We start from the raw sequence: 216 nt of genomic DNA on the forward strand, positions 1-216 counted from the left end.
GTTACTTAAATCTTGAGAGTACAAAAACATTTTGCTCTAACTAATCATTATCAATTTGGTTGTACAGTTACTTAAATCTTGAGAGTACAAAAACCTGTCAATAATCCTTTTGATGGATTGACAAGTTGTACAGTTACTTAAATCTTGAGAGTACAAAAACGCACGAATAGTGGACAATCTGAAAATGACCGTTGTACAGTTACTTAAATCTTGAGA

The organism is Streptococcus sp. HMSC076C08, from assembly GCF_001810825.1.
GTDB lineage: Bacteria > Bacillota > Bacilli > Lactobacillales > Streptococcaceae > Streptococcus.